This window comes from Mesorhizobium sp. M4B.F.Ca.ET.143.01.1.1, from assembly GCF_004792275.1.
GTDB classification, from domain to species: domain Bacteria; phylum Pseudomonadota; class Alphaproteobacteria; order Rhizobiales; family Rhizobiaceae; genus Mesorhizobium; species Mesorhizobium abyssinicae.
On record NZ_SRSR01000021.1, the window covers coordinates 1 to 23,956 of the forward strand.

At 61.5% G+C, this 23,956-nt stretch carries 24 protein-coding genes; 6 read left to right on the top strand and 18 right to left on the bottom strand.

Annotation, left to right across the window (positions count from 1 at the left end):
- Positions 1 to 34: 34 nt before the first annotated feature.
- The 7 genes from EN786_RS37955 to EN786_RS31775 form a co-directional block, all read right to left on the bottom strand.
- Positions 35 to 190 (bottom strand): hypothetical protein, encoded by a 156-nt coding sequence (locus EN786_RS37955; protein ID WP_210238907.1) that lies wholly within the window; start codon positions 188 to 190, stop codon positions 35 to 37.
- A 268-nt stretch (positions 191 to 458) separates the two neighbouring features.
- Positions 459 to 1,316, bottom strand: coding sequence for a nucleotidyl transferase AbiEii/AbiGii toxin family protein (locus EN786_RS31750; protein WP_135909397.1), 858 nt, complete (start codon positions 1,314 to 1,316; stop codon positions 459 to 461).
- On the bottom strand, positions 1,313 to 2,140 hold the full coding sequence (locus tag EN786_RS31755) for a type IV toxin-antitoxin system AbiEi family antitoxin (RefSeq protein ID WP_135909399.1): 828 nt from the start codon (positions 2,138 to 2,140) through the stop codon (positions 1,313 to 1,315). The genes EN786_RS31750 and EN786_RS31755 overlap by 4 nt, the downstream gene beginning before the upstream one ends.
- A 164-nt stretch (positions 2,141 to 2,304) precedes the next feature.
- The gene (locus EN786_RS31760; protein WP_135909401.1) at positions 2,305 to 4,830 is read right to left on the bottom strand and encodes a recombinase family protein; all 2,526 of its coding nucleotides are present in this window, start codon (positions 4,828 to 4,830) and stop codon (positions 2,305 to 2,307) included.
- A gap of 146 nt (positions 4,831 to 4,976) precedes the next feature.
- The gene (locus EN786_RS31765; RefSeq protein WP_135909403.1) at positions 4,977 to 5,306 is read right to left on the bottom strand and encodes a hypothetical protein; all 330 of its coding nucleotides are present in this window, start codon (positions 5,304 to 5,306) and stop codon (positions 4,977 to 4,979) included.
- A gap of 14 nt (positions 5,307 to 5,320) precedes the next feature.
- Positions 5,321 to 6,421, bottom strand: coding sequence for a hypothetical protein (locus EN786_RS31770; protein WP_135909406.1), 1,101 nt, complete (start codon positions 6,419 to 6,421; stop codon positions 5,321 to 5,323).
- 23 nt (positions 6,422 to 6,444) lie between these two features.
- On the bottom strand, positions 6,445 to 6,999 hold the full coding sequence (locus EN786_RS31775) for a methionyl-tRNA formyltransferase-like protein (protein ID WP_135909408.1): 555 nt from the start codon (positions 6,997 to 6,999) through the stop codon (positions 6,445 to 6,447).
- Between the two features lie 71 nt (positions 7,000 to 7,070).
- On the opposite strand from EN786_RS31775, the gene EN786_RS31780 reads away from it, so the two are divergent.
- The gene (locus EN786_RS31780; RefSeq protein WP_135909410.1) at positions 7,071 to 7,442 is read left to right on the top strand and encodes a hypothetical protein; all 372 of its coding nucleotides are present in this window, start codon (positions 7,071 to 7,073) and stop codon (positions 7,440 to 7,442) included.
- Between the two features lie 56 nt (positions 7,443 to 7,498).
- Here EN786_RS31780 and EN786_RS31785 read toward each other — a convergent pair whose 3' ends face one another.
- The 3 genes from EN786_RS31785 to EN786_RS31795 are packed head-to-tail and all read right to left on the bottom strand — an operon-like array spanning position 7,499 to position 11,265.
- A complete protein-coding gene (locus tag EN786_RS31785) occupies positions 7,499 to 9,232 on the bottom strand; it encodes an FAD-dependent oxidoreductase (RefSeq protein WP_135909412.1) in 1,734 nt (577 codons plus the stop codon).
- Between the two features lie 25 nt (positions 9,233 to 9,257).
- Positions 9,258 to 10,091 carry a phosphoenolpyruvate hydrolase family protein gene (locus EN786_RS31790; protein WP_135909414.1) on the bottom strand — a complete coding sequence of 278 codons (834 nt, stop codon included), beginning with the start codon at positions 10,089 to 10,091 and terminating at the stop codon, positions 9,258 to 9,260.
- Positions 10,078 to 11,265, bottom strand: coding sequence for a Tm-1-like ATP-binding domain-containing protein (locus EN786_RS31795; RefSeq protein ID WP_246688790.1), 1,188 nt, complete (start codon positions 11,263 to 11,265; stop codon positions 10,078 to 10,080). Before EN786_RS31795 ends, EN786_RS31790 begins: the two co-directional genes overlap by 14 nt.
- Before the next feature lie 184 nt (positions 11,266 to 11,449).
- On the opposite strand from EN786_RS31795, the gene EN786_RS31800 reads away from it, so the two are divergent.
- The gene (locus EN786_RS31800; protein ID WP_210238914.1) at positions 11,450 to 12,028 is read left to right on the top strand and encodes a hypothetical protein; all 579 of its coding nucleotides are present in this window, start codon (positions 11,450 to 11,452) and stop codon (positions 12,026 to 12,028) included.
- Positions 12,029 to 12,031: 3 nt separating this feature from the next.
- Here the strand turns inward: EN786_RS31800 and EN786_RS31805 are convergent, their stop codons facing one another.
- The 8 genes from EN786_RS31805 to EN786_RS31840 are packed head-to-tail and all read right to left on the bottom strand — an operon-like array spanning position 12,032 to position 20,749.
- Positions 12,032 to 13,783 carry a phosphoenolpyruvate hydrolase family protein gene (locus EN786_RS31805; protein ID WP_281405024.1) on the bottom strand — a complete coding sequence of 584 codons (1,752 nt, stop codon included), beginning with the start codon at positions 13,781 to 13,783 and terminating at the stop codon, positions 12,032 to 12,034.
- Positions 13,784 to 13,837: 54 nt separating this feature from the next.
- Positions 13,838 to 14,953, bottom strand: a complete 1,116-nt coding sequence (gene ugpC, locus EN786_RS31810; protein ID WP_135909420.1) for a sn-glycerol-3-phosphate ABC transporter ATP-binding protein UgpC — start codon at positions 14,951 to 14,953, stop codon at positions 13,838 to 13,840.
- Between the two features lie 28 nt (positions 14,954 to 14,981).
- The gene (locus EN786_RS31815) at positions 14,982 to 15,776 is read right to left on the bottom strand and encodes an HAD-IIA family hydrolase (RefSeq protein ID WP_135909422.1); all 795 of its coding nucleotides are present in this window, start codon (positions 15,774 to 15,776) and stop codon (positions 14,982 to 14,984) included.
- Positions 15,769 to 16,542 carry a glucose 1-dehydrogenase gene (locus EN786_RS31820; protein WP_135909424.1) on the bottom strand — a complete coding sequence of 258 codons (774 nt, stop codon included), beginning with the start codon at positions 16,540 to 16,542 and terminating at the stop codon, positions 15,769 to 15,771. The genes EN786_RS31815 and EN786_RS31820 overlap by 8 nt, the downstream gene beginning before the upstream one ends.
- Positions 16,539 to 17,480, bottom strand: a complete 942-nt coding sequence (locus EN786_RS31825) for a ribokinase (RefSeq protein WP_135909426.1) — start codon at positions 17,478 to 17,480, stop codon at positions 16,539 to 16,541. Before EN786_RS31825 ends, EN786_RS31820 begins: the two co-directional genes overlap by 4 nt.
- A complete protein-coding gene (locus EN786_RS31830; protein WP_135909428.1) occupies positions 17,477 to 18,337 on the bottom strand; it encodes a carbohydrate ABC transporter permease in 861 nt (286 codons plus the stop codon). The genes EN786_RS31825 and EN786_RS31830 overlap by 4 nt, the downstream gene beginning before the upstream one ends.
- A 12-nt stretch (positions 18,338 to 18,349) precedes the next feature.
- Positions 18,350 to 19,303, bottom strand: coding sequence for a sugar ABC transporter permease (locus tag EN786_RS31835; RefSeq protein ID WP_210238908.1), 954 nt, complete (start codon positions 19,301 to 19,303; stop codon positions 18,350 to 18,352).
- 57 nt (positions 19,304 to 19,360) lie between these two features.
- Positions 19,361 to 20,749 carry an extracellular solute-binding protein gene (locus tag EN786_RS31840; RefSeq protein WP_135909430.1) on the bottom strand — a complete coding sequence of 463 codons (1,389 nt, stop codon included), beginning with the start codon at positions 20,747 to 20,749 and terminating at the stop codon, positions 19,361 to 19,363.
- A 254-nt stretch (positions 20,750 to 21,003) separates the two neighbouring features.
- Between EN786_RS31840 and EN786_RS31845 the strand changes: the two genes are divergently transcribed.
- The 4 genes from EN786_RS31845 to sfnG all read left to right on the top strand — a co-directional run bounded on the left by EN786_RS31845 (position 21,004) and on the right by sfnG (position 23,945).
- On the top strand, positions 21,004 to 21,378 hold the full coding sequence (locus EN786_RS31845) for a CidA/LrgA family protein (RefSeq protein ID WP_135909432.1): 375 nt from the start codon (positions 21,004 to 21,006) through the stop codon (positions 21,376 to 21,378).
- The gene (locus EN786_RS31850) at positions 21,371 to 22,069 is read left to right on the top strand and encodes an LrgB family protein (protein WP_135909434.1); all 699 of its coding nucleotides are present in this window, start codon (positions 21,371 to 21,373) and stop codon (positions 22,067 to 22,069) included. The genes EN786_RS31845 and EN786_RS31850 overlap by 8 nt, the downstream gene beginning before the upstream one ends.
- 164 nt (positions 22,070 to 22,233) lie before the next feature.
- A complete protein-coding gene (gene msuE / locus EN786_RS31855; RefSeq protein WP_246688791.1) occupies positions 22,234 to 22,821 on the top strand; it encodes an FMN reductase in 588 nt (195 codons plus the stop codon).
- A 23-nt stretch (positions 22,822 to 22,844) separates the two neighbouring features.
- Complete coding sequence (sfnG, locus tag EN786_RS31860; RefSeq protein WP_135909436.1) at positions 22,845 to 23,945, top strand: dimethylsulfone monooxygenase SfnG; 1,101 nt, start codon at positions 22,845 to 22,847, stop codon at positions 23,943 to 23,945.
- Positions 23,946 to 23,956 lie beyond the last annotated feature (11 nt).

Sequence of the window (23,956 nt, forward strand, 5' to 3'; positions counted from 1 at the left end):
GGTCCGGATATCGGACCGGTAATTAGAAACGGGCTCAGACCATGGATACCGTGAACAGGGATAATCCCATGCCGCCTTGAAAATACCCCTTGACCCGAAAAGCCTCATGTGAGGGATTGCCGGGCAGCGCTTTTGCATGCAGGGCGAACTGGCCACCCTTCGAGCGCTTCAGTGTGGTGGCCACCGACACCTTGTGCGCCTTGCCCTTGCCGATGCACTCGACTTTGAGGGTACGGTGCCAAACTTTAACGACCCGACTCCTGCTGAGAGCGCCTGCAAACTACTTTATGTCATCGGCTCCAGAGCACGAAAAAACCTGCATTTGCTATCTGAGCGCGGTCGGCAGCGGGGCGGCGGATGGGGAGAGTATCAACCGACTACCGTGCTTGCCGATTGCCAGTTTGCCTATGACAAGGTGCCATGACGTGTCGCACGGCTGTCGTCTCGTAGTGCAGCCCTTAGACTTCGAAACGAGACTTCATCTCGTCCGTGCGAGCCCAGGCAGCCCCGGGTATCAACGCGATAAATTTGGCAAACACGTCTCGGAATGAGGTCCTGGTCGTGTCGTCTGTCAAAAGCGCGGCCTGGTCGGCAGGAAGCAGTGGTCTTATGTCGGTCAGAAAGCGCGGGTTTGCGAGTTTGGCGAGCATACGCTCCTCTGCCTGAGCCCGAGAAATCGCCTGGCCAGACGACTCAAGGTATTGGCCGAAGAGCTCGATAACATGCTTGGCATCCAGCCCTTCAAATGTTCCGAGCGCATGAGCAAGATCGTATAGATCGCGACCCTTGTCACGCTGGAGTAGCGCCCGCAGTTTCGTCGCCAGCATTTCCTCTCGCGAGAATGTTGGCACATTGGTCTTGCCGGTGAACCAAGGGTTCTCGACGTCAAACTCGACTTCGGCAGGTGGATCGAACGCCGTGATCTCGCGTGTATTGATTTCGACCTTCAGCCGGATCAGGACACCGCTCCCGTCTTCCGGTTCGATGCGGAATCGGAGCTTGGGTGCAACGGGGCTTTGCTCGAACTGGGCCTTTCCGAGCCACGGCTCCAGGACTGTGCGCAACTGGTCAAGAGTAGGCCCGATCGGTCCATTCGATGTCCGAACCAGATCAATGTCCTCGGAGTATCGTAGGGGAGAAGCGAAATGCAGCTTGTTGAGTGCCGTTCCGCCGCGAAAGCGTAGCTCTTCGCGGAGCACCGGGTCCGAGAAGATTTCGACGATCGCGCGGCTAATGATCAGATCCTGTTCGATCTGACGCTGATCGGCCCACGGAACGACGTTGCCCCATGCAACAATGTTTTGCGTCGGAATCACTCGTCCACCTCCGGTTCGCGGCGGACAATGACATGCCATTTGGAATTGCGCTCAATCGGCACTGGCGCAAAATCCGAATCGCGGGCCTCTTTTCTGTCCAACTCGATCCACGGTGGAACTCCGCGTTCATTCAGTGTTTTGAGCATGGCTTCGGCGCGATCCCCATGCCCCAGTCGTTCAAGAAGGTAGCCGACCCGTTGAATGACGGGCCGTTCAGTGGCCACGGCCAGCTGAGCGAGTTTCGTCGGCTCGATCGTCGGGCCAAGGTCATTCAGCACGGTCGCGACGTTGTCGATCCCGCCCGACGCCTGCGGATAACGCACTAAGTCGAAAGCGGTCAGCGCACTCGACGACACCTTCATCGTGCCGGTATCGGTCTTGCGCTCTTCAAGGCCACTCGCCACCGCATCCATGTCTTTGCGGTAGTAGAATGCAATGAGATTCCGTCCCGCTCGGATCTTGGGTATGCGCTTCGTGGCAACGACCTGGAACTCCATAACAGCCTGATGCGTGGCGCCATGCATTTCTGCCGCCTTGAGCAGACCCACATAGTAGGGTTGGTTTTCATGGCGCATCAGGGCGTCGATGTACCACGAAGGCGGCGGGGCACCCCAAGAGGCGAACTGGGGTGGAACGATCACATAGAATCCTTGCCGTGGCTTGAGCAAATGTTTCCGGCGCTGCAGGCGCTCAGCAGCGTCGAGGAAAGCCCCACGCGACACACCCAAGGCTTGCTCAGCTTCCTCAATCGAAAACACCACACGCCCGGCAGAAAGGAGGCTGGCCAAATATGTTGATAGGGCAGAGCGTTGATCGTGAACCATGTTCGATTATCCGCCTTTAGTGCGGAATATTCAACATGATTTATGGGGTCGCGATAAATCGTGCAGACACATCCGTTCCTAGAGCGGAGAATCCGACATGAAATGGTGGGCTGATAGCTCGATCCGCATTGAAATTGAGCGGTGCGAGCAACCGTGGCGGAACCCTAGAAGGGGATCGCTTGGGCCTTCAGAAACAGCTCCCATTTTCCTAGCGCCTTGAGCGCAACGCGGTAGGTTTTTTCGTCCTTACAGTAGATGATTGGCGGTAGGTTGTCGGTATCTTCGCTGCGGTCGCGCAGAAATGAATGGGCCGCGCTTCGGAGGCGGGTCTGCGCATCACGTGTCAGCCGGTCGCGATGTCGCTGAATCTCTGCGGCATGTTCAAACTCCGTGTGCCTTTGCCTCTCGATCTGATGGAGGATCTCTTTCGCCATTGCCAGACCGTGCACTCCGCGCGCGGCAGCTTCAAGCGGCGTTCTCCCTTCCAGACGTTCGTTAGGGATCTTCAGCCACTCCAACTCAGAACCACCAAACAGTTTCGCGGCCTCGGCTCCGATCTCATCGTAGCGGCCACGTCTGGCATCCTCGGCAGATTTGGCGGCAGCGGCCTTCCGTTCAGCCTCCTTGATCGCGATCGAATCAAGACGCCGTACGATTTCTTGCGAGATTGGCAGGTGAAGCAGGTCCTCAACATTCACCCTGCTTCCCCGGAACAAGGTCTGGATCAAACCGAGTTTCGCTGAAATATCGGCTTGAGTATCGGCGTCGTTCAGGAGATCAAAGTAACTTGGCCCTGCATCGCTCGCCGTGGCCTGCCAGCCTTTTATCGTCAAACCGCGCCGCTCATCGTCGGGAACCTGGCCGATGATCCACGTCGCAACTTTAACCGCATGGTCGAACACGGCGCGCCGCTGGGCATCTGCGAGCACCCACTCGGTCCATCGCTCGACCAGCCCGCCATCCAATACAAAGCCATATGTTCGTTGCACTGCGACACCAGCGTCAACGAGATATCGCAGGTAGGAGTCATTACTCTCTGAACGCAAAAGGTAACTTCGGTCGGAGGACGGCGCATTACCATTGGAGGACGGCGGTTCGCTGCCGGTCGGAGGCGTAGTCGGTTGCGCCGGGATCGAGTGACGGATGGTGATGGTGTCGTCGTCCACCAAGACCTCCTTGACCAGCAAGCGGGCGATTCTCTGGCGGTCACAGATGTCCAAAGTTTCTGCCGATTGCCGCAGGCGCTGCAGGAAAGCGGTCAATGTCTCGGCCAATCGCAGGAATGACATGCGGTCGGCGGCCTGATCGCGGATCGCCTGCAGCTCGGCTCGCAGTCCCTGTTCGCAGGCCCGCAGTTCGGGCATGCGGCGCCGCAGTTCGTCCAAAGACAGAAGATCTTCCTGGTAGGCGGTCAACAGGCGTTCGATGCCTTTGCCGACGCGCGTGAGGTCGCGTTCGACAGCGTCCTGCCGTTTCTTCGTTGGCTCGCTCGCACGGGCCGCATCAAGGCGACGGTCAAGCTCAGCGGTGATAAGCCCAGGATCCTCGATCAGCCAAATGACCTCCTGCCACACGATGTGGTCGAGCAGATCCTGGCGGATCGGGCGGCTGTCGCAAACGGAACCGCCGAGATGGCGCCAGCCATCCGAACCCAGGCAGCGGTAATAGTGGATTTTGCGGGCCGAGCTACGGGTCGACGTGCGGTAGAGCGCATAGCCGCATTTCTTGCATGACACCAGGCCCTGCACGAGGCTGGGCTCAATGGTGCGGCGCGGCGCGAAACGCTTGTTGTCGGCCAGGCGTTCCGCCGCCAACGCGAAGGTCTCTTCGCTGACAAGGGCGGGAACCGGTATCTCGATCCATTCCTCCCGCGGCCGCTCGTGCGCACAGGTCTTTTCGCCATGAACCGCCCGACCCGACAGGCGGAATGGCTTCGTCACCTTTTGCCGTGGCCCGACTTTCGTCTTGTTGAAGCAGGCGGTGCCTTTGTAGGCGGGGTTGCGCAACATGCCCCACACGACCGAACGTTCCCAGCGGGTCACGCGCTTGCGTGTCGGCGGGGCCATTTCCCGCAGCAGCCGGGCGATGGCGCCGATGCTCAGGCCCTCGACCGTGTATTTGTCGAATATCAGCCGCACCACTGCCGCCTCGGTGGCGTCAATCTCGTAACGCGCCGGCATCTCGGGCGTCTTGCGGATGTAGCGATAGCCGTAGGGCGCCCCACCGAGCACGGAGACCTCGCCGGCTTTGGCGCGGTGACGCTTGCCGCGGCGGGAGCGTTCCAGAATCTGGGCCCGTTCGTACTCGGCGATCATGCCCTGGAACTGCAGCATCAGCTGATCTTCCGGCGTGCCGGCATGCGGCGCTTTGATGAAAATGGTCTCGACACCATGGCGGGCGAACTCTTCGGTCAGAAGGACCTGATAGGCATACTTGCGGCTCAGCCGATCCGGCGCGTGGATGAGGACCGTTTGGATTTGACCCTCGGCCGCGAGGTCGCGCAGCCGCTCCAAGCCGGGCCGCAGCAGGCTGGCGCCGCTGAAGCCTTCGTCCTCGATCACCCATTCATCGGGGACGCTGAACCCCTGCTCGCGGGCGAACTCGACCAGCGCCGCTGTCTGGCTGGCGATCGTGTTCTCCTCCTTCTGCTGGTCGGAGGACACCCGGGCATAAATCGCGGCGATCTTCATCGCTCCCCTCCCTTATCCGCGATCCAATGCCGACGACACGGACCCGCTCCGGGACCAGAATCCCGTAGACCTGCTCCAGCTTGATGGTGAGGAGACGATCAAATGCATGCTCGAGGTGGACGCTGCGATCCTTGGCGCCGCACCGGTCAGCCATTGCCGCCGGCTTCGCCGAGGAAGGCGCGCAATGCCCGGCTGACCAAGTCGCTGATTGTCGTCGTCTCGGCCGCCGCCCGCGCCCGCACCGCGTCGACCAAACTGGGCGGAAGCTTGAACGTCACCGCCGTCGTCGGCTCGGTCACGGGCACCGGTCGCTCGAGCGTCTGGGCCGCCTCGATGTACCGATAGGCCTGACGTCGGGACAGGGTGAATTGGCGCGACAACAACAAGGCAGCCTCCGCCACGCTCAGCCCACGCGCGAGCAACCCATGGGCCGCATTGAGACGCTCCGCTTTCTGCGAATCGGTTGATCGCGACATGTGTCATATGTATATTACCTCTTGAGACGCAAATCAAGTACGGAGCGGGAACGATCGAGCGGGATTGTCCGATCGAACTCGAAGTTACCTTTTGCGTTCAGGGAGTAAACGGCCCGCCATGGGGCAGCGAACCGACCGTGCTCTTTGATGGCGGCAGCCTCGAGTTCGCTGCTGACACGTCGGAATAACGGCGCAATGAACCGGTGCGTTTCGAGGTAATTCGCTATGGGAACGGCCTTGACGAGTTGCTTCCCCGTCTTCCGGCCCAACAGCACCTCGGTGAGGACAACAGCTTGCCAGATGGCCGGTGGTACCGAGAAACATCCGTAGCCCGCGACATCGACACCGACATGCTGCAGAAGGCCAAGATCGCGGAGGGCGTCCATTCTCGGCACGCTGTCGCTTTTGCTCGAAAAGGACCCCATCGAGGTCAGGTAATCCTTGATCAGCCGCCCTGCCTCCGACTGCAGCTTCTTCTCGGCCGCAATCCGGCTGTTCTGCTCTTCCTCCCTCAGTCCAATGACTGCGTCGTCTATGGTTTTATTGAACAGCCATCTCCGAGGCGCCGTGCGCAACACAGCATCGGCGACAATCTCAGGAGAAGCATCACGCGGGATCCTTGAGAGATCGATCTCAATCGCCGCGATCCCGTGCTCACGAATGCGACGGATTTTCTCCTCGTCGCACGGATGAGTGACGACCACCTCGACAAACAATTCATGCCCTTTGACGGTGACGTAGAGATCAGGAACAATTCCGTCGGGGTCGTTGTATTCGATGCGGGCGAATTCGAGCTTGATATCGGTCGCGCCAGGGAGCGCCCTTTCCACCGCCCCGTGGATTGCGATCCGCTTCGGAACCACCAGGGTCAGGCTGTCCGCGACGATCTGTTTTGCGAGCTTGTGGAGCGCCGTTTCGGGGGCGCCACTGCAACCAGGACCGTAGTGAGCAAAATGAGGCACGACCTTGTCGGCCTTCGTCCTGGCAACGAGTTGGATGCTGCAGCCTGGACACACACAATCGCATTTCAGGCCGCGTTCAACTTCTGAAATGTGAACTAGCTTTCGCCCAGACTTCTGACCATAGACAAGCTCCGCCCGGTCCGATCCGAACAATAGATGACCTGCTGGACGCATCCTCACCGGTCCGCCGCCGCAGCCGGGCTAGCGCCCCTTAGGATCGCCACCTGAATTGCTGCATCACCCGGCGTCGAATGAAGCCAAAGCTCAAGTACGCTGTCACCCAAAATAGGTCCGGCGGCCCCTAGGATACGCTCGGCGACGATGTCATCAGCGCCTTCCCCATAGATGAGATAGATTCCTCGCTGATATCCAGCCCGCGACGTGAAGAGAGAGAGCGTTGCAAGATCCTTGCGGAGTCCAGCAGCACTTGGAGGCGCCGATTTCACCTCGACTATAGCGTAGTTTTCCATGTAACCGGGGCGATGAACCAGCAAATCTGGCTTCATTCGGTCCGCACCAAACTCGGCGAGAATTGGATGCGAAGCTTTGTCAACTTCGCCTGTCAAGCGGTACGTCGTGTCTTTTGGCCAGCGGCTTCGGAGCTGATGATAGAGCTCGTAGCAATAAACGCGTTCTCGATACACGCCGTCTCCGCCATCATAGGGCAGGTAGAAGTATTCGGCCGAGACTGCTGCTGTTGCGCTAGCGAAGATGTCGGAGAATTGGTCCATTGACCCCCCATGTGACACGAGAATAACTCTGCGGGGGCCTAAGGGAAACCGGATTCGCGGGAGGGGTGTGCATGGGGCGAATGAAGGATATGGCGATCGATCTACGCAATCTAGAAATGGACTTCATCGACCTGGTAGGCGAGCTCTTCAAGCGTGACGGTTACCGCGTCACTGAGCGGTCTGCAGAGTTCTTCCCTGGTCCGGGTCCTGACCTCGCGGTCAGCGGTCCAGACGGGGAACAGAAAATCATTGAGCTTAAGTTACATCGCTCAGAGCGCGTGCCCTCCGCCTTGCTTCGAAATGCCTACGAACAACTCAGCGAATTTATCTCCAAGCGTGGTGCGGCGGGCGGTCTCCTTGTGGTCACTCAGCCGCTCGTCGAAAGTCACTATTCGGTCATCTCACCGGCCAATGTGGAGCTACGAGGCCTCATGCGCGAATGATCTGGTACTCGCTTCGAAGCGATGTGATGGAACTCATCGGCGGCCGCGTCAAAAAGCTAGCGGATTCCCTCGCAAATTGCCTTCACGGCGCGATAGGCGAATACGATGCCCGGCCCGATGGTGATGCCCGCACCAGGATAGATGCCGCGCATGACGGAGGTCGCGTCGTTGCCGCAAGCGAACAGGCCTTCGATCGGTTTCCCCTGAGCATCCAGAACCCTGCTCGACGTGTCGGTGGTCAGCCCCGTCGCCGTTCCCAGCGTGGCAGGGACGATCTTCAACGCGACGAAGGGTCCGGTCTTAATCGGACCGAGGTTCGGATTGACCTTGCCGACCGAGGGATCGCCGAGCATGCGGTTGAAGGCGGATTCGCCCCGGTGGAAATAGGGGTCGGTGCCGATCTTGGCGTGCTCGTTGTGCTCGTTGACCGTCGCTTCGAGGGCGTTCGGATCGATCCCGATCTTGCCCGCCAGCCCGGCCAGCGTGTCGGCCACCTGGATGTAGCCGACGCGCTCGTACCGCTTGGTGCTCAAGGTCCAGGGCCAGGGAAGCAGTTGCCCCATGCCACGCTTCCGAAGGAACTCATGATCACAGATGAAATAGAATCGGTCGTTCTCCGGGTATCCGTTCTGGAACATCGCGATGCAGATGTCGTGGTAGGGATTGGATTCGTTGACGAATCGGCGCGCGTCCGGGCCCACCGCAATCACGCCGGGGCGGCCGCGGTCGAGCCAGCCGTAGGGGACCGTGTGAACATTCCCCTTCGTGTCGCGCAGAAGCGAGACCGGCGTCCAGAACCCTGCGCTGGCGACTTCGTTGTCGATCTCCCCTCCGGCCCCCAGTCCGATCCTTATGCCGTCGCCCGTCGCGTCCGGATGCGCCAGTGTGTCGTCGTGCTGGTGGTCGCCGCTGAGGGCCGCGCGAAGCCCTGCATTACGCGCAAACCCGCCGGTCGCAAGGACGACGCCTCCCTCGGCCTTGACGCGCAGTTCGCGGCCGTCCTTGCTGATCACCGCGCCGATCACCTTCCCGTCCTCCGTGATGAGTTCGGTCAGTGGCGCTTGCGTCCAGATGTCAACCTTGCGCTTGCGCAGGCTCGTGATGAACCGCGCTATCAGCGCGTTGCCGCCACTGAGCTCTGTGCCGCGGCGAAACCGCATCCGGTCGCCGGCGTAGCGGCTCACGCGGCGAAGCACGTGCCGCACTGAATCCATCGATCTGAAAGGGTTCAGGAACTTCCCGACCTCGCCTGACGAGATCATCATGCCGCCGAGGACCACCCGGATGGGGTCGCCGACAAGGTCGAAATCCTCGCCCAACAGGCGACCGTCATAAGGCGCGGGGCTCAGCGCCCGACCGGCGTTCACCCCGCCGGGCTGGCTCGAATGGTAGTCCGGCGCCGAGGCGAGCGTGAACTCCACATTCGAATCCTTCTCGATCTCGACAAGGGCGGCAGGCCCGTCGGCCAAGTAGGCCTCGACGAAATCCTCGCGGTAGTAGTTCCCGAGTTCGTTCTTCAGGTAGGTGCGGGCGTTGTCGATGCTGTCGTTCACCTTCCTGGCCACGGCCTGGGGAGAGCAGGGAATCCAGATCATGCCGTTCGACAGCGCCGTCGTCCCTCCGAGCCGGGGGGATTTCTCGCAGACGAGGACGCGGAGTTCGGCCTGCGAGGCATAGAGCGCCGCCGAAAGTCCGGCTGCCCCGCTCCCGACTGCGATGACGTCAAAGACGGCGTCCCAACGCGACACGGCGGGCTGCCTCGATGCGATGGGGGTAACGGTCTCGGCCATATGTCTCTCGCAAGCAGGAGTGCGCTCAGGTTTCGGCGCGGATGAGGGGTACGGCCTTGAAGGCCTCGGCGGTCGACTTGACGGCGCGTTCGATCGGAATTCTTTCGATCGAGGAGGCGGCGACGAAGCCGACGCAATCCGTCGACCTGTAGACTTCCGCGGTGTCTTCCGGCTCCGCGATTGCGCCGCCATGAGCGAGCAGCACGACGTCCGGACGGACGGCCCGGGCCGCTTCGTTGATCACGTTGATCTTCCGGATGGCTTCGCCGATCGCCTGGCCTTCTTCGTGGCCGACCAGTCCGCCGCGCGTGGCGCCGACATGGGGGACGATGCAGTCCGCTCCTGCTTCGGCCATCGAAGCGGCATCCTCGGCAGAAGCGACGTAGGCCATCGAGAAGATGTCCTTCGTCCTTGCCTTCGCAATCATCTCGATCTCGCGCTCGAAGCCAAGGCCGACGCGGCCACGCCGGTCGCGCCACTTGTCGCCCATGGTCGAGATCGTCGGGTAGTTGATGACCCCGGAGTAACCGGCGGCCCAAAACTGGTCGAGCAGCCTGTCAAGGTCGAGGCGGACGGGATCCCACGCCTCGACGCCGCCGATGACCGGAACGTCCGAAACGACATTGCGTATCTCGGCTGCCATTTCGATTGTCCGGGCGTTGGAGTCGCCGATCCGGCTCGTCGGCAAGCCCATGAGCCGGGACAGACCCGTGCTGTAGACGACAAGCATGTCCGCACCGCCGAGAGCCGCGCACTTGGCGACAAGGCCGCAGCTGCTGCCCGCCGCGAGGATGGCGTTGCCCTTGACGGTCTGGGTTTCGATGTTCGCCAGGATCTCCGAGCGTTCAAACATCCACATCGCGGGTTTCCTTATTCTGAACCTGGTGGACGATCCAGCCGACCGCGGCCTCCGCGAAGGCGGGATCGTTGATGTGGCAATAGAGTTGCTGGCATTGAATGAAGGCGGGCAGCGCGCTGCGCAGCCCGGCTAGCCACGCCCGGTTCGCCGCCGGGTCATGAAAGACGCCACCCTCCCGGTCGTAGTCGGAGACGCCTTCGGACGGCCAGAGGACGAGAGACGGACCCTGTGCGGCTGCCAGCTTCTGGGCGGTGACGCGACCGATCTCGAAGATTTCGTCCTCGGTGGTCCTCATGAGCGTCGTGTAGGGCGTGTGCGCGTAGAGCTTGCGGTCGCAAAAGCGTGCAGGCACGGACGAGGGGACCCCGAAGTTCACCATGTCCACCGCGCCGGGCGCGATCAGCTGGGGGATTCCTTTTCGGCCTGCCGCGGTCAGGCGTTCAGGCCCGGCCGTCGCCGTGCCGCCTAGGAATTCGTCCGCGAGTTCCGTCGTCGTCAGATCGAGGACCGCGTCGAACTCGCCAGCATCGACAAGAGACTCCATCTTGCGCCCCCCGGCTCCATTCGCCGGAAACACGATGGCCTCGATGCTGTGTCCGGAAAACAGCCGTACGCAGTGATTGACCGCAGGCGTCGTCACGCCGAAGGCAGTTATGGCGACGATCTTGCGGCGGGAGCCTGGCTGTTGCGGCTCGTAGCGCATCGCTGCGATCGCGACGGCGGCGTTGCGCAGGATTCGTGACGTGAACCCGTTGATGCCAAAGAGGTCGACGATCGTTGGATATAAAATGATGTCGCTCCTTGCCGCGAGATCCGCAAGGAGCGCCGGACGCCCGCTGGAAACGAGCAGCTTCGGGAAACCGTAAGGGAGATCCGCTACCGCCTCGCCGAAGACGCCGCTCCCCTTGCCTCCGGCGATGCCGACTATGGCGGTGATCCGGCCGTCGACGTGAAGTGCATTGACTGAGGCGCGGGCATTCCGCCCGATCACCGTAAGCAAGGCCGCGGGATCGTTCGACCGCGCGGCGCCGTCCTTGGACGTGCCGACGTCGACGAAGACAATTTCTCTGCCGCACGAGCGGATGACCTCGGCGACGAAGGAGGCCTCGGCTCGCTTGGTGTCCAACGTGGCGACGATGGCGACTGCCCCGTCCGACGACTTGGTCTTGGTCACGGCATATCCTACCTTCGCCGTTGCGGTTGAGGGGTGCCCCCCAAAATCCTGCTGATCGGTTCCATCGGATCCTCCCTTGCGCACTCCGCCCTTGCGCAATCGATGGCGACCTTTAGACCTGTGGCAGCCGGCACATAATCGCCGGCTGAACCGGAGATGGGTAAAATTGGGTAGGTGGTTGATCGTGGATGTGTTGGCCGGTCGCAATGCCGTAAACGCCGGTGAAGCTGAGACGGCGTACATCTTCGCGCCGTCGTTGCGCGCCTTGCCGAAGGGCCTGCCGCTCGTGATGGCCACGCTGCCGATCGTCGACTGGAATGCGGTACTGCTGCAAGCGCTGGGGGAAATGGACCCGGTCGCCGGCCGACGCTGTTACGCGGCAGTGTTGATGATCGATCCGTTCACCCTATGGGACGACCTTGCTGATTTGCTATCCAGCAAGGGATTTGCAGGAGTCGTGAACTTCCCGCCGGCGGTCATCGCGGAGGGTTTCCCCGCATCCGTGGGCGTGGAGAACGCGATCGAAATCGAGCGGCTGAAGTGGTTTGCCGATTCCGGCCTGAGACTGGCATTCACGGCTGCGTCGGCCGAGGAGGTCGCGAACGCCGAGGCGCGCTTGCCCGGTCGGTTGGATGCAATCGTCCATATGCCTGCCGAGTCGTGGGAGCATCCTGTTTCGGAGCGGATAGAGCTGCGACAGGAAGCGTCGAAGGGCGCATTTTCAGCGCTGCCTGTCTGGGCGCTTGCGAGCGATACTGCTTAACGGCTACTCCAGTATCCTCAGGCTCTTGATCTTGTTGTAGAGCGTCTTGCGGGACATGCTCAAGGCTGCGGCTGTCTTGCCCCTGTGGAGCTTGTTGCGTCGAAGCGCGTCTATGATCCACTCCCTCTCGGAGAGACTCATTTGTCTACGGGCAGGTCGAGTCCCCAACACCGGCTGGACAAGATCGGCCGTTATCGGCGTTCCTGGGGGCAAAGTTGCCAGCTGCTCAACGGCGTGCCTGAGCTCACGGACGTTGCCTGGCCAGCGGTGACTGGCAAGCGCCAGAAAGGCAGAGTTTTCAATCGGCAACACGCTTGCCTGGGCGTCGCCCTTCGTTTCGACGGTGAAGTGCTGGATGAGTGCGGGCAGGTCTTCAAGCCTGTCCCGCAGGGGCGGCAGCTCGATCTCCAGGCCGGTGAAGGCCGCCCGCAATCGGGGCGAGATGGGCAGAGTCTGCAGGACCGGTCCGGCGGCAACCGTGCAGGTCGCAATGACTTTCGCATCGGATCGCAGGGGAGCGACGCCATTGACGGCATTGAAGGTTCCCGTCTCCAGGAAGTCGGCCAGCTGTTCCTGCCCCTCGCTCGACAACTCATTCAGGTGAAGGACGATGATTGCAGTGTCCGATGCCATTTCAAGCAGCGAAATCCGTCTCTTTGTATCCTTTTGCGCTTCGAGACCGAACAGTGCGGCCGAGTTCTGATCTCCCGGCGCCCTTCTGCACGGAAATGTAACCGGCTTGCGGTGTCTTCTGGCCCCAAACGCGTGGACGAGGGACGCCACCCGCCGTTTGCCCGTACCCGGCTCGCCGACGATCAGTACCGGATTGGTGCCGGACGCCAGCCGTTTCGCGGTTTCCAGCGCGTGGTTCATGGCGGCGGAGCGCGCGATAACGCCGTGCCTGTAGCCATTCAGTTGCAGCTGGCGTTCCAGCAAGTCGACCTTTTCCCTGAGAACATGGATCGTCTTGAAGCCCGACGTCATCTCGAGGACCGACATCTCAAGAGGAACGCGGTCAAGCGAGGAGCCGCCGATAAATCCTTGGGTCCCGGTCTCGCGGCAGACGTCCATGAGTTCTTCCGGCTTGGTGATCGGGCCGCCGCCCAGCAGGCACACGACGTTTCGATTGATCGCATGGACGGCGCGCGCGATGTCACCGGTCCGTGCGGCCAGTTCGGCAAGCCCAATCGAAGTCGAGGAAACGGCGGTCTCTGCCGGGTTGAGGTTGAAGTTCATGCAGACCGCCTCGACGCCGGCTTCCACCATACGGCGTGCCTCGGACTGAGTCCGGCTGTAGGCTATCGTCATCAGGCCGCGTTCGGCGGCCTTTACAAGCAGTTCGGTCTCGCGGCCATAGCCGAGGCCGCAGTTCTCCACGATGGATCGCCTCATTTCGTCGAGATGGATCACCGACGGGAAGTTAGTGACCCCGGCAAACCCCCAATGGCTGATGCGATCGAGAAACTGATCGAGATCCAGTCTTGGGTCGAAGGTGCAGGCGCCGAAGAAGACCGGCAGCTTCGTGCTTCTCAGGATTTCCGAGCGGCCGAATCCGGCAACGAACGCATTGCTGTCACGAATGGGAAGAACCGATGCAGGAGACGATCCACCCATGGCGCGGAAGCGTCCGGCATTGAGCGCGAGCACGAAGTCGGCGCCAGCCCGCTCGGCGGCGCGGGCGGTCATGCCCGAGCCGATGGCGGCGCCCAGCATGAAGGAGCGGCTGTTGCTCAGGAATTGCTTTAGGCCTGTTATGTTCGCTGCCCCATGAGATCCGGCTCACTGTAGCACATCGAGCTTCAGGGCGCCTCAGTTCCAGTTCTTCGGCGCTTCCAGCCGGGGCAGGGCCTTCCCGTCATTGGTGAACACGTGACAGTCGGACGGGGAGGCCGCGAGCGCAATTTGTCCGCTTTTGCCGGCATGAAAGTGATCCGTGGGGGAGAGAGCGACGATGTTTTCCCCCAGCGCCGAGCCGTAGAGGTAGGTGGCGCTTCCGAGGTGTTCGACGAAGTCCACTTCGATGTCGACGATGAGCTCGCCGGGCGCACCCGTCGGGGCGACGAAGTCGTCAGGTCGGATGCCCAGTGTGAGCGGCTGGCCCGATGCCAGGAAATTCCCTTGGACCGGAAGCGAACGGGTGAGCTTCTCGTTGAGGGCGATCTCCACGCGCGCCTGATCCTTCGACTTCAGTGTGCAGGGGAGGAAGTTCATGCGGGGCGACCCGATGAAGCCTGCGACGAACCTGGTCGCTGGACGGTGATAGAGGTCATGCGGACTTCCGACCTGCTCGACGCGTCCGTCCTTCAGCACGACGATCTTGTCCGCCATGGTCATTGCTTCGACCTGGTCGTGCGTGACGTAGATCATCGTATTGCCGAGCTGCCTGTGAAGCTTGGCGATCTGCACCCGCATCTGGACGCGCAACTCGGTGTCGAGGTTCGAAAGCGGTTCGTCGAACAGGAAGACCTTCGGCTCCCGCACGATCGCGCGTCCGATGGCAACGCGCTGGCGCTGGCCACCCGAAAGCTGCTTTGGCTTGCGGTCGAGCAGGTGTTCGATTTGCAGCAAGGCGGCGGCTTCCTGAACCTTTGCCGCGATCCGGTCCTTCCGCATTTTCGCCATCCGCAGCGGGAAGGCGAGGTTGTCGCGAACGCTCAGGTGCGGGTACAGCGCGTAGGACTGGAACACCATCCCGAGATTGCGGTCGGCGGCGTCGATCCGGTTCATGACCTTGTTGTCGATCTTCAGCGTGCCGCCCGAAATCTTCTCCAGCCCTCCGATCATCCGCAGCAGAGTCGACTTGCCGGATCCAGACGGGCCGACGAAGACGACAAACTCGCCGTGTGCGATGTCGAGGTCTATGCCGTGAAGGATGTCGAGATTCCCGTAGGCCTTCCTGATACCCTCAAGATGGACTTCAGCCATTGCTACCTCCCAATCCCTGTTCGCCGCGTCAGGGCGCCAAGGGAATCTGCTTCAAACTGGATATCGTGAAGTCAGCCGGCAGAAGCGTCGCATCGTTCACGGGCGGAACTCCTGTCGTGACCAGGACCGCGCACAGGCCGGCGCGCTTGCCTGCCTGGATGTCGGTCGGTATCTGATCCCCGATCATCAGGGTCGAAGACCTCTCGGTCCCGATCCTGGAAAGGGCGGCCTCGATCATGTGTGTTTCGGGCTTGCCGACGATGATCGGCTTGACGCGCGCGGCGGTAGCGACAGCGGTCAGCATCGCCCCGGCGCCCGGCTCGAAACCGGTCGGGGTCGGCAGCAGGAGATCCGGGTTGGTGCCTATGAGGACAGCGCCCTTCAGGACGGCATCAACGGCGATGCGCAACTTCTCGTGCGTGATATTCCGGTCCAGCCCCATGACGACGATGGCCGGTTCCTTCTCGCTAATCTCGAGGTCAGCATCGATGATCGCCTTCTTCAACGAAGCGGCGCCGATCACATAGATCCGCGTTCCTGCCGAATAGGTCCGCCGTATCAGTTCCGCGGCCGTGACCGCCGAGGTGACGACATTGTCCTCGGTGACGTCGAGCCCGAAACCGACGAGCTTGGAGACCACGTCCTGCGCGGTATGCGTGGAGTTGTTGGTGACGAAGCAGAATGGAATGCCCTCCTTCTGCCAGGTCTTGAAGGCCTCCACCGCATCCGGGATCGCGCTCTTGCCTCGGTAGATGACCCCATCGAGATCGGAGACGATGCCCTTCATCCTGGGCCATGCGACCGTGTTCGCCTGGTCAGCCATTCATCAACATCCCGCCGTTCACGTGCACGATCTGGCCGGTGATGTAGGCAGCTGCGGGGCTCGCGAGGAAGACGGCCAGGCCGGCGACGTCCGCCGGGGTTCCCACGCGGCCAAGAGGTATGCGGCCAGCGTGACGTGCCTCCGTCTCCTCCCGTGGCCGTCCGTGCATCGGCGTGTCGATGATGCCGGGAGCGACGCCGTTCACGTTGATGCCGAGCGGGGCGCACTCATAGGCCAGCAGCTTCGTCAGGTCGTGCACCACCGCCTTGGAGAAGCAGTAGTCAGCGCCGCCCGCCTGATAATTGAACACCGCGCCCTGGGAGGACAGTGAAGATCCGATGTTGATGATGCGGCCGCCGGCGTCGCGCATGAAGCGTTCGACGACCAGCTTGGAGCAGAGCAGCACGGAGTCGGAATTGACCTTCATGGTGCGCTCGATCTTGGCTTGATCGCCTGAAAGCAGCCGTTCGCCGGACTTGATTCCCGCATTGTTCACCAGGGCATCGAGCTTGCCGAAGCGATCCGCGACGACCTCCATGACGCGCCGAATATCACCCTCGCTGGTGACGTCCATCGAGACCGTAACCGCACGGTCGCCGCCTTCGACCTTCTCAAGCGCCCCGGCCAGGGCGTCGCTGTTGGCGTCGGTCGCCACCACATTCGCGCCGGTCGACAGGAACGCGCCCGTTATCGCCGCGCCTATTCCGCCGCCAGCGCCGGTCACGACGATCGTCCTCCCGGACATGGAAAACAAGGGAGTGGTCATCGTATCTCCAGTAAGGTTCTGTGGTTCAGGAATTCATCGACGGCTTCAGCGGTCGGCATCGAAGCCTGCGCGCCCCGCTTCGTCACGCATAGGGCCGCCACGGCCATGGCCTGGCGGACGGATTCGCGGACGGTCAAGCCGCGTGCCAGACCCGCGGCGAATCCTCCGTTGAAAGCGTCTCCCGCGGCCGTGGTGTCCATGACGACAACTGGGAAAGAAGGCACGAGGAAGGACTGCTTGGCGTCGGCGTAGAACGCTCCCCGCTCTCCCATGGTGATGAGCGCGGCTGTCGGACCGAGTTTCAAGAGGGCGCTTGCCGCCTGCGCCGCGCTGTCTGCGCAGACAACCTCGATGCCGGTGAGTTCGAAGGTCTCCGACTCGTTCGGCGTCACGAAATCCACCTTCGACCACGCGTCGCGTGGCAGGCCCGGCCTCACCGGAGCCGGATTGAAGATCAGCTGGAAGCCGAGGGAATCCTTCAGCGAGAACAGGCGCTCAAGGGCGGGAACGGGCAGGCCCATTTCGGCGACGACGATCGACCCCGGCTCTATGCGGTCCGCGACCTCGTCGATCACCTCCGGCGTGACGTTGGCATTCGCGCCAGGATCGATGACGATCATGTTGCCGCCGTCGTCGCCGACCATCACAAGAGCGGAGCCGGAGGCTTCGCCCTTGGCGATCTGTACGGCGTCGGTGACCACGCCGGCGTCAGTGAGCGAGCGCAGCAAAACGCTGCCAGACGCGTCGTCGCCAAGCCGGGTGAAGAATTTGGGCTTCAACCCCAGCCTGGCCGCGGCCACTGCCTGGTTGGCTCCCTTGCCGCCAGGATGCCTGACGAGCGAGCCGATCAGGCTTTCGCCCGGGGTCGGCAGGCGTTCGACGTTGAAGCAGAGGTCGAGGTTGGTCGTGCCGAAGAAGATGAGCGGCGTGGTGGTCATTTGACCGCTCCGAACGTCAGGCCGCGCTCGAGGTGACGCTGGCCGACGACGATCAGGGTCACCGGCACGATCATCGTCACGACCAGTCCGGCCGCCATTACGGGATAGAATTGAACGCCGGGATTGAGCAGCTTGAGAAGAGCAACGGTGACGGGGGCTTTGGTCGAGCTCAGCATCAGGCCAAGAGCGAAGTTGTGCCAGGCGAGCAGGAAAACGAGCAGAGAGGCTCCGATGAGGCCGGGCTTCAAGAGCGGCAACACGATGTGAAGGACGACCCGGAAAGGTTTCGCTCCATCGATCGCCGCGGCCTCCTCGATGTCCTTGGGGATGTCCTCGACGTATGAGCGGGTGAGCCAGACGATCATCGGCAGGGTCACCACCTGATAGACCCAGATCATGCCGAGATAGGTGTCGTAGAGGCCGATCGACTGGAACAGGCTGAAGAGCGGGATCACGACGAGCAGGACCGGAGCGAACCGGAAGCCCAGGATGAAGAAGGCGATGTCTTCCTTGAAGGGGATGTCGCGGCGGGCGAGAACGTATCCTGCCGGCACGCCCGCGATAAGGGAGACGACGACGGATCCGAGCGCGATGACCACGCTGTTGACTATCGGGCTGAGGAAGTCGACCTTTATCGTTCCGTAGCTGGTGGCGTCCGCCTGGGCGGCGTCGAACAGCACGCGGAAATTATCGAGGGTCGGCTCGAAGATGAAGGACGGCGGCCAAGCCATCACCTCGTTCTGCTGCTTGAGCGCCGTCATCACGATCCAGACAAGCGGGAAGGCCAGAACCGCGACGCAGAGCACGACCAGCGCGTTGAGGACAAGACGGGTGGCTGTGGAGCGGGTGAAATCCATCGGGTCCGAGCCTCAGTTTACCCGGCGGCGAACTGCCTGCCAGGCCTTGACGGTGAGGAACGCGCCGATCAGGACGATGAGCCAGTTGACCACCATCAGCGCGGCGCCGCGGCCGAATGTCAGGTTCTGGAAAGCGGTAATATAGGCCTGCACGGAGAGCGCGGACGTTGCGTTGCCAGGGCCTCCCTGGGTGGTCCCGAAGATGACGTCGAACTGGTTGAACGACTCGATCAGGCGGAAGACCGCAGCGATCAGGATGTAGGGTGCAACGAGCGGCAGCTCGATGTTGACGAACATCGCCCAGGCCTTCGCGCCGTTGATCCGCGCGGCTTCCCTGATGTCGTCGGTGATGCCCTGCAGCCCCGCGAAGATGATCAGCGTGAAGAATGGGGTGTAGGTCCAGACGTCGATCAGGATCACCGAAAACAAGGCGGTCTTCGGATCGGATATCCACGCGAACGGACCCAAGCCGACGAGCGAGAAGAGGTAATTCAAGATTCCGCTCTGGGGGTTCATCATGGTCGTCCACATAAGGGCGACACTCATCGGCGGAAGCACAAGGGGAAGCAGGATGACCGGTCGAAGCGTACGTGCCAGCATCACGCCGGACGCGAACAGCTTGGCAATCGCCAGGCCGATGACGGCCTGAAGCATCACGGCGCAGATGGCGTATGCAAGGGTGACCCAGACGTTGTTCCAGAAGTCGCCGCTCTTGGCTAGGGCAACGTAGTTGGCGAAGCCGACAAACCGGGCATTCGGCCGGCCCAGACGCAGATCGGTGAAGGACTGGTAGACCCCGTAGAAGAAGAGAAGCAGGAACCCGAGCAGGATCACAACTGCGGGAAGGATGACGGCAAGGCTCAGCCAGTCGATCGACCGCTCGGCTGCGGCCGCATCGGTCTTTCGCTTGCCGGCTGCCGATTTGCCAATGTCGACAGCGGTCGCTTTGATGACTTCGGAGGTCAAGGTAGGACTCCACCAGGATTGATGACGGGCGGCAGAAGCCTGCCACCCGCTTCATCGTTACATGCCAGCGCGGATCTCTTCGGCCAGGTCGTGGAGGGTAGCCTCCACGTCGTCGCCGTTGACCATCTTCTGCATGGCCACCGCCCAAGCGTTCATCGCTTCGCCGAACCCAACGCGCGGGGTAAAGGCAAGCGCTGCCCGGTCCTGCGTGGCGTTGAAGCTTTCGACGAAGTTGTTGAACTCCGGCTGCGAAGCGTATTTGAGCCACGCTTCATCCTTCCATGTGGAGGTGCGGGGCGAATTGACGAGCTTTCCCGCGAGCGCTCCAGACAGCACGACTTTCTTTGACGTCGCCCACTGGATGAACAGCCACGCCGCGCCCTTCTTCTGGGATGCCGCATTCATGGCCAGCGACCAGATCCAGATATTAGAGTCGAAGTTCTGGGCGTTTGGCGCGCGCAGCGGCGGAGCGAAGGCGATCTTTCCGGAGGCAACTTGGCCGGCCACGTCGTTCCAGAAGCCGAACATGTTGGCGTCGACTGCCATTGCCGTGCGTCCGGAAGAAATGCCGTCGACGACCTGGTACCAATTGTCGTTGGCGAAGGAGGGCGCCGCGCATTTCTTGATCATATCCACGTAGTCCTTGTGGAAAGCGATCGATTCAGGCGAGTCCAGACCGGTGTCGAGCTTGCCGTCCTTGATAACGAAATCCTTCACGCCATAAGACCGGGCAATCGATACGGGTGCGGTGTGGATGCTGCTCCAGAAGCGGACACCGCGGACGCCGAGGGGGGTGATCGAAGGATCAGCCGCCCTCAGCGCCTCGCAGGCCGTGGCCATCTCGGGAGGAGTGGTCGGAACTGCAATCTTGTACTTGTCGAGAATGTCCTTGCGGTAGAAGAGCTGGATGTTCTCGAAGGCGTGCGGGATCGCCCACACCTGGCCGCCTTCGCCGGGCGCTATCTGGCCATCTTCCAACTTCCAGGTGAGCGCAGAGCGCAGGCTGGGGAAGAAGTCGTTGTAGTCGTAACCGGCATCGGTGAGCTTCGGATCGTTCAGGTAGTTGTCCAGGGGCTCAAGCGCGCCGCCGGGCGCGAGGTCCCATGCAGGCTGGATACCGGTCCCGACCACGTCCCACGCAGGCGACTTGGTGGTCAACTGGATCGTCAGCTTGCTCCAGTATGAGTCGTCCGGGTAGAGTTCCGGGGTGACCTTGATGCCGGTGAGCTTCTCGAATTCCGGCAGCCCGGCTGCCAGAGCATCCGCATAGGGGTGGATGTCGTAGGCCCAGGTAATTGTCGTGCCCTCGAACTGCCGCCAGTTGATGGCATCGGCACTTGCTGAATTGGTAAGCGATGTCGTGGTGACGAAGACTGCCGAAGTCAGCAGCATGCGTTGCGCGACACGGCGAGCGTCGGTAAAAAAGACAGCCAATGAACTGGCCATGTGATCCTCCCTAGGCGTTTAGCCGATATGTTCGCGGCACACTCCTCCATCCCGGATGTGCCGACTGCACGATAGCCCAAGTTTGGCGACATCGTTGGTGAAGGAATGGCTGACATGAGTAAAGTTGGGTAAGAAGCCCTTGAAAGAATTTCCATCACAGCCTCGGGCGATAGCCGTGCAAGCAGACATGTGCTCCAAGCTCGACATGGTGGCGCAGCGGATGCTTCGCCTGGATTGTTGTATGGAATGACCGGATGCTCGTCGGGATATGCTTGCTGCTCGTCTTTCAGCTGATCGGCGAGATCGCCGCTTACTTTCTCAACGGCGTTGTTCCCGGCCCAGTCCTTGGGATGGCTCTTATCGCGACGGTCTTTTCAGTTGCGAGAAGGTTCGGAGTCCTCAACAATGTCCGCGGTCAGGTCGCTTCTGTCTCCACGGTGATCCTGGGAAACCTGGGCATTCTGTTCGTGCCGGCAGGCGTCGGAATCGTGCAGCACATTGATCTGATCCGGGGCCAGGGAGCTGCGATACTCGCAGTCGTGCTTGGCTCGACTGTGCTTACGCTGACCGCGACAGCGTTGGCATTCGTCGTAGCCAAGCGCCTCGTTGGAGGCGGCGCCAATGGGTGAGGAGCTATGGATCTACCTCGCCGCGTCGCCCCTTCTGTGGCTTACGGCAACCTTGGCGGTCTGGATCGCCGCAATTGGTCTGTCGAAGCTGTATCTCGGAAATCCGTTGCTGAACCCCACCTTGGTGTCGGTTAGCGCGATCGCTCTCGTCCTGCTCATCGCTAAGGTGGATTACCGCAGGTATTTCGACGGGGCCCAGTTCATACACTTCTTGCTGGGCCCTGCCACGGTCGCGCTGGGAATTCCGCTTTATGAGAGGCTTTCCTTGGTAAAGGCAAACCTCTTTCCGGTATCCGTCGCACTCCTTGTCGGAAGCACAACCGCGGTCGGATCGACCGCGTACCTCTGCCGTGCGTTGGGGCTTGCTGACCAGGTCACCGCGTCCCTTGCGCCGAAGTCAACTACCGCGGCCGTTGCAATGGCAGTTTCCTCCGGCCTCGGAGGAAATCCTGCCCTGACTGCCGCTGTCGTCGTCCTCACCGGAATCTGCGGCGCCGTGATTGTAACGCCGCTCATGAATGTGATGCGCGTGAAGGATTTCGCCGCAAGGGGGTTCGCGGTGGGTCTGGCTTCTCACGGGATCGGAACCGCTCGCGCCTATTCCGTGAACCCCGTGGCTGGGCTTTTTGCAGGGATTGCGATGGGACTGAACGCAATCCTGACCTCGATGATCGTACACGCATTTCTGTAACGCGGCCGCGCCGCATCCCGCTCCTAAACCGTCAACCCTTTGCCACGTGGCAAACAGCCCGATTTTCCCCTCGAGGTGAAAACATCAGAACAAAGTACCTTATCTCTACAGACTTTATAGAATATCGTTTGCCCTTGTTTGTCGCGGCCTAGCGCGCATGCAAAGTGTGGGAGATTGATGACTTGGCACGATTATCGGTTCTCGGAATATCGGGCGGCGTAAGCACGCCGTCCCGCACCACGGCGGTAGTCAATGCGCTGGTCAAGGCGGTCGCGTTGCGCGTCCCTGCAGATACTGGTCTGATCGAGATCACGGAGGCAGCACCCTCGCTTTTCGCCGGGCTATCCCGCGGCGCACTCGGCGCATCCGGAGAAGCGATCATCCAGCGTGTCGAGAAGGCAGACTTGCTGGTGGTCGGAACGCCTGTCTATCGCGCTTCCTACACCGGCGCCCTCAAGCACCTGTTCGACCTCGTCGATTACCACGCGTTGACCGGCAAGACTGTGCTCCTCGCGGCAACCGGCGGCAGCCCCTACCACGGCTTGGTTCTCGAACATCAGCTGCGGCCATTGTTCGGTTTTTTCGGCGCTGTCACCGTCCCGACGGGCGTCTACGGCGCGCCAGACGATTTCATCAATGGCGAAATCGTCGGCGCAGCGATCATCGAGCGCATTGCAAGGGCCGCTACCGACGCGGTCTCCTTGCTCAACTCCAGTCACGCAAATGCTGCCGTCGCCACCCGCGTCGGCTGAGCAATTAAAGGGGAAACGACGAGATGAGTTCGCATTCCGACGCCATCAAATTTGCCTACTGGGTCCCGAATGTCTCCGGCGGCCTGGTCATCTCCAACATCGAGCAGCGGACGGGTTGGGACATCGACTACAACCGCAAGCTCGCCCAGATCGCCGAGGCCAATGGCTTCGACTATGCGCTGAGTCAGATCCGCTTCACCGCCGGCTATGGCGCCGACAACCAGCACGAATCGGTGTCGTTCAGCCATGCCTTGCTTGCCGCCACCACAACGCTGAAGGTCATCGCGGCGATCTTGCCCGGCCCGTGGAATCCTGCGCTGGCGGCCAAGCAGATCGCTACCATCAACCACCTGACCAATGGCCGCGTCGCCGTCAATGTCGTCAGCGGCTGGTTCCGCGGCGAGTTCGCCGCCATTGGCGAACTCTGGCTCGACCATGACGAGCGCTATCGCCGGTCGGAGGAATTTATCCGAGCGCTGCGTGGCATCTGGACCGAGGACAGCTTCACGCTGAAGGGCGATTTCTACCGCTTCACCAACTATTCGATGAAGCCGAAGCCGATCGATCCCCAGCCCGAGATTTTTCAGGGCGGCTCGTCGCGCGCCGCGCGCGACATGGCGTCTCGTGTCTCCGACTGGTATTTCACCAACGGCAACACGCCGGAGGAGATCCGGAAGCAGGTCGACGACATCCGCGCCAAGGCGAAAGCCAATGGCCACAAGGTCAAGATCGGCGTCAATGCCTTCGCCATCGCTCGCGAGACCGAGGCAGAGGCGCGCGCAGTGCTCGACGAGATCATCGCCAAGGCCAATCCCGAGGCAGTCCAGGGTTTTGCCGATCAGGTCAAGAATGCCGGCAAGGCCTCGCCGGAAGGCGAAGGCAATTGGGCGAAATCCTCCTTCGAGGATCTGGTGCAATACAATGACGGCTTCCGCAGCAATCTCATCGGCACGCCGGAGCAGATCGCTGAACGCATCCTCAAGCTCAAGGATGCCGGCGCCGACCTGATCCTGCTCGGCTTCCTGCATTTCCAGGAAGAGGTCGAGTTCTTCGGCAAGCGCGTCATTCCACTGGTGCGCGAACTGGAAGCGGCTCGCGCCAGGGAACTTGTCGCCGCGGAATAGGTCAGGCGCGG